This is a genomic window from Streptomyces kanasensis, from assembly GCF_043077165.1.
GTDB lineage: Bacteria > Actinomycetota > Actinomycetes > Streptomycetales > Streptomycetaceae > Streptomyces > Streptomyces changanensis.
This window is the reverse complement of sequence record NZ_JBIBSF010000009.1, coordinates 241996-251569: the sequence shown is the minus strand read 5'-3', so window position 1 is coordinate 251569 and position 9574 is coordinate 241996. Positions and strand designations below refer to the sequence as shown.

The 9574-nt window shown below is 76.4% G+C and carries 7 protein-coding genes; 1 reads left to right on the top strand and 6 read right to left on the bottom strand.

Going from position 1 to position 9574, the window contains the following annotated elements:
- Positions 1–133: 133 nt before the first annotated feature.
- The 4 genes from ACF053_RS22825 to ACF053_RS22810 all read right to left on the bottom strand — a co-directional run bounded on the left by ACF053_RS22825 (position 134) and on the right by ACF053_RS22810 (position 6720).
- Positions 134–3208, bottom strand: a complete 3075-nt coding sequence (locus tag ACF053_RS22825; RefSeq protein WP_391955621.1) for a glycoside hydrolase family 3 protein — start codon at positions 3206–3208, stop codon at positions 134–136.
- 200 nt (positions 3209–3408) lie between these two features.
- The gene (locus tag ACF053_RS22820) at positions 3409–4098 is read right to left on the bottom strand and encodes a hypothetical protein (RefSeq protein WP_391955620.1); all 690 of its coding nucleotides are present in this window, start codon (positions 4096–4098) and stop codon (positions 3409–3411) included.
- 987 nt (positions 4099–5085) lie between these two features.
- Positions 5086–5871, bottom strand: coding sequence for a DUF72 domain-containing protein (locus ACF053_RS22815; RefSeq protein WP_391955619.1), 786 nt, complete (start codon positions 5869–5871; stop codon positions 5086–5088).
- A gap of 63 nt (positions 5872–5934) precedes the next feature.
- Positions 5935–6720 carry a LysR family substrate-binding domain-containing protein gene (locus ACF053_RS22810; protein ID WP_391955618.1) on the bottom strand — a complete coding sequence of 262 codons (786 nt, stop codon included), beginning with the start codon at positions 6718–6720 and terminating at the stop codon, positions 5935–5937.
- 57 nt (positions 6721–6777) lie between these two features.
- On the opposite strand from ACF053_RS22810, the gene ACF053_RS22805 reads away from it, so the two are divergent.
- Entirely contained in the window at positions 6778–7170 is a 393-nt protein-coding gene (locus tag ACF053_RS22805; protein ID WP_391955617.1) for a DUF5997 family protein, read from the top strand.
- 200 nt (positions 7171–7370) lie between these two features.
- Here ACF053_RS22805 and ACF053_RS22800 read toward each other — a convergent pair whose 3' ends face one another.
- Positions 7371–7796 (bottom strand): DUF6083 domain-containing protein, encoded by a 426-nt coding sequence (locus tag ACF053_RS22800; protein WP_391955616.1) that lies wholly within the window; start codon positions 7794–7796, stop codon positions 7371–7373.
- A 329-nt stretch (positions 7797–8125) separates the two neighbouring features.
- Positions 8126–9481, bottom strand: coding sequence for a helix-turn-helix domain-containing protein (locus ACF053_RS22795; RefSeq protein WP_391955615.1), 1356 nt, complete (start codon positions 9479–9481; stop codon positions 8126–8128).
- Positions 9482–9574 lie beyond the last annotated feature (93 nt).

Below are 9574 nucleotides of genomic sequence, written 5' to 3'. Positions count from 1 at the left end.
GGGGGGCCGCGGCGGGGGGGGGGTTGTTTTCCGGGGGGCCCGGCGCGGCGGGGGGGGGGGGGGGGGCCCCCCCCGGGGGGGGGGGCGGGGGGGGGGGGGCCGCCGGCCGGCCCCCCCCCCCCGCGACCGACGGTCAGGCGGCCCGGTACGCCGTCGTGAGCCGGGCCATCGCGGCCGACGGCTTCCCGCTCAGCAGAAGGTGCTCCGCCTCGGCGAACGGCTTGGCGGAGGCCGCCGACACCCCGGCGCCGATCTCGGCCTGGACGATGAGCCTCGCCCTGCCGACCAGCTCCGCGGCCGCCGGCGAGCCGCCCCGCCCCGCCGCCTCCAGGGCCCGGACGGCGACCGACAGCGCCTTCAGCGCCCGCTCTCCACCGGGTGACGGCTCCGCGAGAGTGGTGAGCCCCCAGCCGTACGGGAACTGCGGGTCGTACACCGCGTCACCGACGTTGACCGGCAGCTGCTCCACGGACTTCGGCCACGTCACGGGCAGCCGCCCGGTGAACGGGCGGGTGCCGTAGAGGACGTCGGCGACGCCGTCGCCCTCCGTCCCCGGCAGCCACGACGCGACCAGCGCGTCGACGGCCCCCAGCCGGTCGCCGACGAGCTGGGGCCGGCCGGAGACCACCAGGACCGCGCAGCGCATCGCCGCGCACACCCGGTCGACGGCCGCCTCGTCGGCGTCGGACAGTTCCAGGTCGTGGCCGTTGCCGACGTCGCCGACCCCTTCCGCGTACGGGGTCTCGCCGACGACCACGACACCGACGTCGTGGCCCGCGGTGGGCGCCGAGGCGTCCTTCGAGTAGGTGAGGGCGGCGTCCGGGGCGGCCTTGCGCATGCCCTCCAGGATGGTCGTGCCGGTGGTGGTCCGGCCCGACGCGCCCTGCCAGCTGATCGTCCAGCCGCCGGCCTGGTTGCCGAGGTCGTCGGCGTTGGAACCGGCGACGTAGACCTTCTGCGACCGCTTCAGCGGCAGCACGGCCCCGTCGTTCTTCAGCAGGACCTGCGACTTCGCCACCGCCTCCCGCGCGACGGCGCGGTGGGCGGCCGAACCGACCCGGTCGAGGTGGGTGGTGTCGGCGTACGGCTGCTCGAACAGGCCGAGCCGGAACTTCTGCGTGAGGATGCGCTTCACCGCGTCGTCGACGCGGGCCGGGCTGATCCGTCCCGCCGCCACCTCCGCCCGCAGGACCCGGGTGAACTCCTGGTACGCCGTGGGCACCATGATCATGTCGAGGCCCGCGTTGACGGAGGTGCGGACGTCGCTCGGGTAGTCGCCGGGGATCTGGTCGATGGCCTGCCAGTCGCTGACGACGAAGCCGTCGAAGCCCATCCGGCCCTTGAGGACACCGTTGATCATCGCGGCGTCGGCGTGCATCTTCACCGGACCGGCGTCGTCGCCGATGATGTCGAGCGACGAGTACGACGGCATGACCGTGCCCGTCCCGCGCTTCACCGCCTCGGCGAACGGCGCGAGGTGCACGGCCTCCAGCTCCTGGCGGGTGACCCGCGTGACGCCCTGGTCGATGGTGTAGGAGCCGGTGGTGGACGAGCCGAACTCCGTGCCGCCGTCGCCCACGAAGTGCTTCGCGCTCGCGAGGACCTTGTCGTTGCGGTCCAGGTCCCGGCCGGACGGCGCGCCCTGCATCCCCTCGATGACGGTCGCCATGGCGGTGACCAGCGCCGGGTCCTCGCCGAACGCCTCGTAGGAGCGGCCCCACCGCTCGTCCCGGGTCACGCACAGGCACGGCGCGAAGTCCCACGGCACGCCCGTGGCGCGCACCTCCTTCGCCGTGACCGCCCCGGTCCTGCGGGCCAGGTCCGGGTCGCGGGCGGCGCCGATGCCGATGTTGTGCGGCATGATCGTCGCGCCGACGACGTTGTTGTGGCCGTGCACGGCGTCCACGCCGTAGATCAGCGGGATCTGCAGACGGGTCTCCTGGGCGCGCAGCTGGTAGGCGTCGACCATCCGCGCCCATGCGGCGGGCGTGTTGGGTGTGGGGACGGAGCCGCCGCCGGACAGCAGCGAGCCGAGGGCGTGGGAGGCGATGTCCCCCGGGGACCGCAGCGCGTTGCGTTCGGCCTGCGTCATCTGGCCGGCCTTCTCGGCCGGGGTCATGCGCGAGAGCAGATCGGCGACGCGCCGGTCCACCGGCAGCCGCGGGTCGAGGTAGGGCAGCCCGTGCGCGTTCACCACCACCCGCGGGTCCTCGGCCGGTGGCCGGGCGCCGGTGACGGTCAGCTTCAGCGGGACCGTCTCGGCCACCTCGGCCCCGCCGTCGCGGAGGGTGGGGACGGCGACCGAACGGGACGTGCCGGAGGTCGCCCCCGCCGGGAAGGTCACCGTCCCGGACACGGGCGTGAAGTCCTCACCGGGACGGGCGGTACCGCCCTCGGTGGTGTAGGCGACCGTGACCGGCTCGGGGAGCGGGCCGGACCCGGTGGTGGCCACGGAGATCCGGACCCGGGCCGTGCCGCCCTCGTCGACCGGGTGGACGACCGCGTCGGTGACGACCCTGGCGGTCAGGGCCGGGTCGGCCTTCCCGTACAGCTCGACGCCGTCGACGGCGAAGGAGCCGGGCGAACCGGTGGGCAGCGTGAAGGCGTAGCCCCACATCTCCTTCAGGCCGAGGACCTGGTCGATGCCGCCGACGGGCTGGTAGTCCGTGCGGTACTGGAAGTCGGCGAACGGGATCTCGACCAGGTGCCAACCCTGCCAGTCGTCCGTGAAGGACGTCGTCCACAGCTCGGACGTCCCGCCGCTGGTGCCGCCGTCCTTGATCTCGAAGTGGACGCGCGGTCCCGAACCGGGCGGAAGGGGCGCGGTGTTCTGCCCGTACCACCAGAACCGCACGCCCTTGTGGGCGCTCCAGTCGTGGGCGGGCCGGTCGGTGGCGAACTCGTGGCTGAAGCCGCCCCAGCCGCTGATGTCGTAGCGCCCTTCGAGGACCTTGTCGCCCTCGGGGGCGTCGGTGCGCGCCGCCAGGGTCAGCGCCGGCCGGTCGTCGGCGTCGCTGCCCCACGTGAAGATCCCGTCGGCGGGCGGGTCGGCGAACGGCACCTCCCCCTCGAACCGGTCCACGGGGACGGGCGGCGGCGCCTCGTCCGCGGCGGTGCTGGGGGGTGCGCCGGCGAGGAGGCCGGCGAGGACCGCGGTGGCCGCGAGCACCGCCGTCCGTACTCTCCCTCGGTGACGTCGTACGGGCATCCAGGACTCCTCGGGTGGTGGTGGGTGGTCTGTGGTCTGGGGTTCGTCGTTCCTGGCGGGTGGGTCGGGGGCGGCGGTCGAGGTCCGGGTCCGGCGGCGAGGCCCGGCAGCGGGATCCGGGGGCCGGGTCCGATACCGGGGGGGGGCCGGGTCAGGGTCCGTGGCTCAGGGGCCGTGGGCCAGGGACCAGGGGCCAGAGGTCAGGGGCCCGGGGGAGGCGAGGTCCGTATCCGGTCCGTCCGGCCGTTGTCCTTCACCCCGCCCGGCGCGCTCCACCGCACGCCCTTGTCGCGCGGCGCCGGGTCGAGCCGCTTCGCGTGCGCGGTGAGCAGCCGGACGCCGGTGTCGTAGCCGTTCGTCCCGAAGCCGGACGGGTCACGGCAGGTGTCGTCCAGGGAGGCGTGGCCGGGCCGCGCCAGGTCGGAGGCGCCGATCGGGTTGCGGACGAAGGACAGGCCGATCCCCTCCGTGGGGGAGGGCACCCGGCGCATCACCGTGCCCCGGGTGGCCGGACTCACGGCGCCGCCGCGCAGCAAGTGGGACGTGGTGCCGGTGATCGACGCGCCACCGCCCTCGAACCGCTGGTACGTGGTGGACTCGCCACGCCGGCCGTGTGGTTCGCGGAGCCGCCTGCGGGACCGAAGGCGACGGGGGGTCCGTGGCGCGAGGCCGCGCGTGACGCTCCGGCCCGCGGCGTCGGACGTGGTTGCCAGCCGGACGTCGACGCGTTCGTTCGCCGGCCGCGCGGGGCCGGGCCCGGTGAGGACCGAGGTGGCGGCGGCGACGCGGGCCGTGAGTGACGCCACGAGGCGGCGGCGCGGGGAGCGGCGGCGTGGGCGCCGGGGAGGAGGGCCGCCGTCGGCGGGACCTCCGGCTGTCCTGCTGCGCATGGTGCTCCTTCCGGTGTGGACGCACCCGCGCCCGCCGCGGTGTGGGCCGGGGCGTGCCCCACCCGCGCCGGTGCGGTACGGGGGCGGTACGGCGTGGTGCGGAGCGGTGCGGTGTGCGGAGGGGCCGGGGAGGGGGGTCGGCCGTTGCCGGGTTGGGGGATCCGGAGGCGGGGAGGCCCACGACCCTTCAGATCGTGAAGACGTGTCAGCTCTTAACTTGAGCCGTGATTCAAGTGGCGCGCGCGACGGGCGTCAAGACGTCTCACACGAGTGGTCCCGGGACCGCCCCCGCCACCCGGCGGCGTGGGGGACCCCGCGACCGACCTGAACTGGGCGGATGCCGTCAGACGGGCGGTCCGTCGCCGCGCCGCACGCGGCCGACCGCCGACCGGGGCGGGCGGCGGTCGGCCCGAGGGCCCGGCCGGCGGCGAGCGGGCAGCCGGGGGCGGGGGTCGACACCGGCCGGTCGGCTGACTTCGACCTGTGGACGCCGGCCCCCGCCGTCGTGGTCGCCCACGACTGGCCTGAACGTGCCGCCGGTCGCCCGCGTACCTGTCGGGGAGCGCGTCGACGACGGGAGCGGAGATGACGGAGCGTGTGGGACCCGCGGTGCGAGGGCTTCCCGACGGCGGAGCGGAACTGGCCGTCGTCCTCAGCCTGCGCTGGGAGGACGTGGCCGCCCTCGGCCGGGAGGCGAGCCGCCTGGCCGAGCAGCGAGGCGCGCCCGTCACGCTCGACGAGGCGGCCAGTCACCGCCTGCGCACCTGGTCGTCCGTGGCCAACGGACCGGAGCCCCGCACCAAGGCACCCCCCGCGGGGCCCGTGCCCGCCGTCACCGCCCCCGACCGGCCCCGTCCCCACGTGGCGCCCCTCGGTGAGACGGCCCCGATGACCGCCCTCGCGTCGTCCCCCGCCGCGGGGCACGGCCACACCCGGCCGTCGGGCGCGCCGGGCCGCGCCCGACGGCGGCGCGGCCCGGCGCACCCCCTACCCGTCGGCGGGCGCGGCCGACGGCAGTCGGGGCGGCGTGCGCGTCACGGTCAGCCCGGCGGCCACGGCGGCGCGGGCGAACACCACGGCGTCCCGGACGGCCGCGCCGTTCGGGTCGTTGTTGAAGTAGGCGTACACCTCGCCGTCGCCGGTCCACGTCTCCGCGACGCGCCGCGCCCACGTCTCCAGGGAGCGCCGGCCGTAGCGCGGCCACGACCGGGCCCGGCCCACGTGGAAGCGCACGTAACCCCAGTCCGCCGTCCGCCACAGCGGCGTCACCGGCCGCGCCCGTACGTCCGCCCAGCACAGCGCGGCGCCCCGCGCCTCCAGCACGCCGCGCACCCCGGGCGTCCACCACGACGGGTGGCGCGGCTCGACCGCGACCCGCACGCCCGGCGGGAAGCACCCCAGGCAGGCGTCGAGCAGCGCCCCGTCGGCCTTCAGCGTCGGCGGGAGCTGGAGCAGGACCGGCCCCAGCCGGTCGCCGAGCCCGGCCGCGTGGGTCAGCAGTCGCCGCACCGGTTCCTCCGGCTCCCGCAGCCGTTTGACGTGGGTGAGGAACCGGCTCGCCTTGACCGCCACCACGAAGTCCGGGGGCGTCCGCTCCCGCCACGCCTCGAACGTCGCGTACGACGGCAGGCGGTAGAAGGCGTTGTTGACCTCCACCGTGGCGAAGGCGGCGGCGTACGCCTCCAGCCAGAGCCGCTGGGGCGTCCCCTCCGGGTACAGCACGGTGCGCCAGTCCTTGTACTGCCACCCCGACGTGCCGACGAGAAGCCTCATGGCCCCATGAAACCAGGCAGACCGGATGTGACGCCCGCGCGCTGCCGCCCGCGCTCGTCCGCGTCAGGACCGCCGGCGGGGCTTCCCCCGGCGGGCACCCTGCGGCGCACCGGCACCGCGCCGCGCGCCCTTGGCGGCGGGCTTGCCGCTCCCGCTCCCGCGCCGCTGTCCGCCGCCGGCTCCGGCCGCCTTGCCGGAACGCGGCGCGGCCTTCTTCGGCTCCTCCGCCGCGGCGGGCCGGCGGCCGCGCGTGCTGTTGACGGTCCGCCCCCGGACGATCCCGATGAAGTCCTCGACCCGGTCCGTCGTCCGCTCCTCCGGCCACGACAGCGCGACCCGCGACTGCGGCACGTCGCTGAGGGGCCGGTACGTGAGGTCCCGGCGGTGGTGCAGCCGGGCCAGCGACTGCGGTACGACGAGCAGCCCCACCCCCGCCGCCACCAGCTCCACCGCGTCCCCCGTCGTGGCGGGGCGCTCGAAGGCGGGGAGGCCCGGGGGCCGCTCCCACTCCAGGGTGTCGTCGAGCGGGTGGAAGACGATCTCCTCGGCGAGGTCCTCGGCGGACACCTCGTCGACCGCCGCGAACAGGTGGTCCTTCGGGAGGACGACGACCGTCGTCTCGGTGTAGAGCGGGATGGCGCTCAGGTCGGCCCGGTCCACCGGCAGCCGTACGAGGCCGGCGTCCGCGTCACCGCGGCGCAGCGCCTCGGGCGCCTCCGCGGCGGACACCGCCACGAGCTCCAGCGGCACGTCCGGCAGTCGCTCCCGCCAGATCCGCACCCACTTCGCGGGTGTCACACCCGGGACGTACGCGAGCCTGAACGAGGAGGGTGCTTCCGAGCCTGTCACCGGGCCAGGTTACCGGGAGTGGTCAGGGGCCGCGCACATGCTCGATATCCTGGACGCATGACGTCGCACCGCACCGCCCAGACGATGAAGCCCGCCACGGCGGCCAAGAAGCTGGGTGTCTACCTCGAGGCCACCCCCGCAGAGTTCCAGGAGGGTTCCGTCTCGCGCGACGAGCTGAACGCCCTGCAGACCGATCCGCCGGAGTGGCTGCGCGAGCTGCGGCGCAACGGCCCGCACCCCCGACCGGTCGTCGCGGCCCGGCTGGGCGTCTCCATCTCGGGCCTCGCCCGCGGAGGCGTCACCGAGGCGCTCACCACCGAGCAGATCGAGGCGCTGCGGGACGAGAACCCCGAGTGGCTCCAGAAGGAGCGCGCCACGCAGGCCGAGGTGCGCAAGGAGGCCGAGCGCCTCAAGGAGAAGCGCGCCAAGGAGGACGCGGCGGACTCCTGACCCCGCCCGGGCCCGCACCTACCGGTCGCGGGCCCGCCGGCCCCCGGCGCCGCCGGCCCCTCGCCCCTCCGGCCCGGCCCGGACCTGGACCGCCCCGGCCGTGGCCGGCCCCGCTTCGCACCGGCCGGCACGGCACCGCACTGGTGCACACCCGGTCCGGCCCGCACGGCACCGCACACCGGGTGCGGTGTCGCCGGCCGTCACCCGCCCTGCACCACCCCGCCGCCAGGCCCCGCCACCTCGGGTGGGCCGCCCGCGCGGCACACCAGGGCGTGCGGGATCCGGCACAGCGTCCCGGGCTGCGGCCGGCCGCCGCCACCGTTCCAGGCGCGGCCGCCCGCGTCGACGTACCAGCGCCGCCACGGCGGAACGCGCTCCGCGGGGGCCCACACCCCCGGCTCCAGCAACACGTACGCCTCGTAGTACGTGCCGCGGCGGTCGCCCCGAGCCCCGCACCGGTCGCACACCGGTGGCGCGGGAGGCGGCGCCGCCACGGCCCCCTCCCGTACCGCCTGTGCCCGGTCCTCGCCCTCCCACGGCCCCGACCCGTGCGGCGGGACCGCCCGGTACGCGTCCGGGCCGCATCCCGACACCCTGTCGGCCCCCCGCTCCTCCACGTCCCCCATACGTCGAGCATCCCCACCCTGGGCCCGGCCCGAGCGGCCGGATCCGGGCGTGATCCGAGGCGGCGCGTGGTGCGCCGGCGTGCCGCCCACGGCACACGGGGCGTGCGCCGACCCCGGCGTTCCGCGCCACGATGGCCGAAACGGCCCCCCCGACGCGGCGCGCCCCCCAAGGGCCTGTCTTGCGGATCGTGCCGGGCTCGCGGCGTCCGGCACCGCGCCTCGCCGCGTCGTCGTCGGTCGCCCGTGCTCCGCAGTGACTACCCCCTCCGCCCTGCGATCCACAGCACCGGAGACCGCTCCCTGATCCGGCCCGAGCCGAAAGACAGGCCCTAGCCGACGCCGCCGCCGGCCGGGCGGAGCGCGGGGGCGGCCGGTGCCGGGCCGAGCGTCGTCGTGCCCGGCGCCGCGCGGTGGCCGAGGCCGGTACGGTACGCGTCCAACGCGGCCTCGGTCCGGCCGGTACGCCGCAGCAGGTCGCCCAACAGTCGGCACAGGTCGGCCAGGTCGCCCGTCGCGCCGCTGCGCTCCAGCAGGCCCAGTGCCAGGACGTAGTGCTCCTCGGCGGACTCCGTCTCCCCCCGCTCCTCGGCGATCAGCCCGAGCAGCCGGTGCGCGCCGCCCGCGTGCACGGCGCCGCGCCGGTCGTCCAGGTCGAGCAGGGCGGACAGCAGCCCGGCGGCCTCGTCGTACCGGCCGAGCCGCCGCAGCACGTCCGCCAGCTCCACTTCGACCTGCGCCGTGTACAGCGCCGCCCCGCGGGTCGCCAGCATGTCCCGCGCCGTGCGCAACTCCCGCTCGGCGTCTTCCAGTTCGCCGCTCTGCGCCTTGACGTACCCGCGCATCCAGTGGCAGTGCGCCAGGTCGGTGCGCAGCCGCAGCTGCCGGTACATCGACTGCGCCTTGGCCAGTGACGCGTCGGCGTCTGCGGTGCGCCCCTCCGCGAGGAACGTCCGCGCCACCTGCCGGTGCATGCCCGCCACCAGCGCCGGGTCGGCGACCTGCGGAGCCAGGGCGAGGGCCAGCTCCGCCGCGTGCGCGGCACGGGCGTGCGCCCCCATGTCGATGTACGGGCCGATGACCGCCGCGTACAGCATCACCAACGCCTCCGGGTCGGCGAGGCCGCTCCCCGTCAGCTCGTCGATGGCCGACTCCAGGAGGTAGCAGGCGTACCGCAGCTCGCCGGCGAGCAGATGGGTGACGGCGCGCCCCCGGACCGCCCGGGCGCGCCGGGGCGCCGGTTCGCCGGCCAGCAGCCGCTCCGCCTCGGCGAAGTGCCCGCCGGCCTCGGCGAGGTCACCGCTCTCCAGGGCGCAGTCGCCCAGCCCGAGGAGCGCCTCCGTCCGCTCGGCCGCCAGGCCGTGCCGCTCGGCGTCGGCGAGCAGGGCCCGGTACCGGGCGGCGGCCGCGTCGGCGGACCCGGTGGCCAGCATGCTCTGCGCCTCGGTGAGGCCGAGGCGCACCTCCGTGGCCAGGTGGGCCGGGCGTCCGGTCGCCAGCTCCTCGTACGACGCGCCCAGCCGGTCGGCGAGGAACCGCAGCGCCGTCTCCGACGGCCGCACCCTGCCGGACTCCAGCGTCGACACGTACGCCGCGGTGTACGACGGCTCCGCCAACTGCCGCTGCGTCAGCCCGCGCTCGGCGCGCAGCCGCTGGACCCGGCGGCCGATCTCGGCCGGTTCGTCCATGACAACCCCCTGGTAGCTCGAACTCCCCAGTATCCAGCGGCTCCTGGCCATTGCGCAGCCACCGCGGGCCCCCTACCTTAAGCGGCCTGTTCA

Bases quoted from the DNA above. Each gene is read 5' to 3' on its own strand.
- ACF053_RS22805 (WP_391955617.1), top strand. From the start codon at position 6,778: ATGACGTCGCACCGCACCGCCCAGACGATGAAGCCCGCCACGGCGGCC.
- ACF053_RS22800 (WP_391955616.1), bottom strand. From the start codon at position 7,796: ATGGGGGACGTGGAGGAGCGGGGGGCCGACAGGGTGTCGGGATGCGGC.
- ACF053_RS22795 (WP_391955615.1), bottom strand. From the start codon at position 9,481: ATGGACGAACCGGCCGAGATCGGCCGCCGGGTCCAGCGGCTGCGCGCC.
- ACF053_RS22815 (WP_391955619.1), bottom strand. From the start codon at position 5,871: ATGAGGCTTCTCGTCGGCACGTCGGGGTGGCAGTACAAGGACTGGCGC.
- ACF053_RS22820 (WP_391955620.1), bottom strand. From the start codon at position 4,098: ATGCGCAGCAGGACAGCCGGAGGTCCCGCCGACGGCGGCCCTCCTCCC.
- ACF053_RS22825 (WP_391955621.1), bottom strand. From the start codon at position 3,208: ATGCCCGTACGACGTCACCGAGGGAGAGTACGGACGGCGGTGCTCGCG.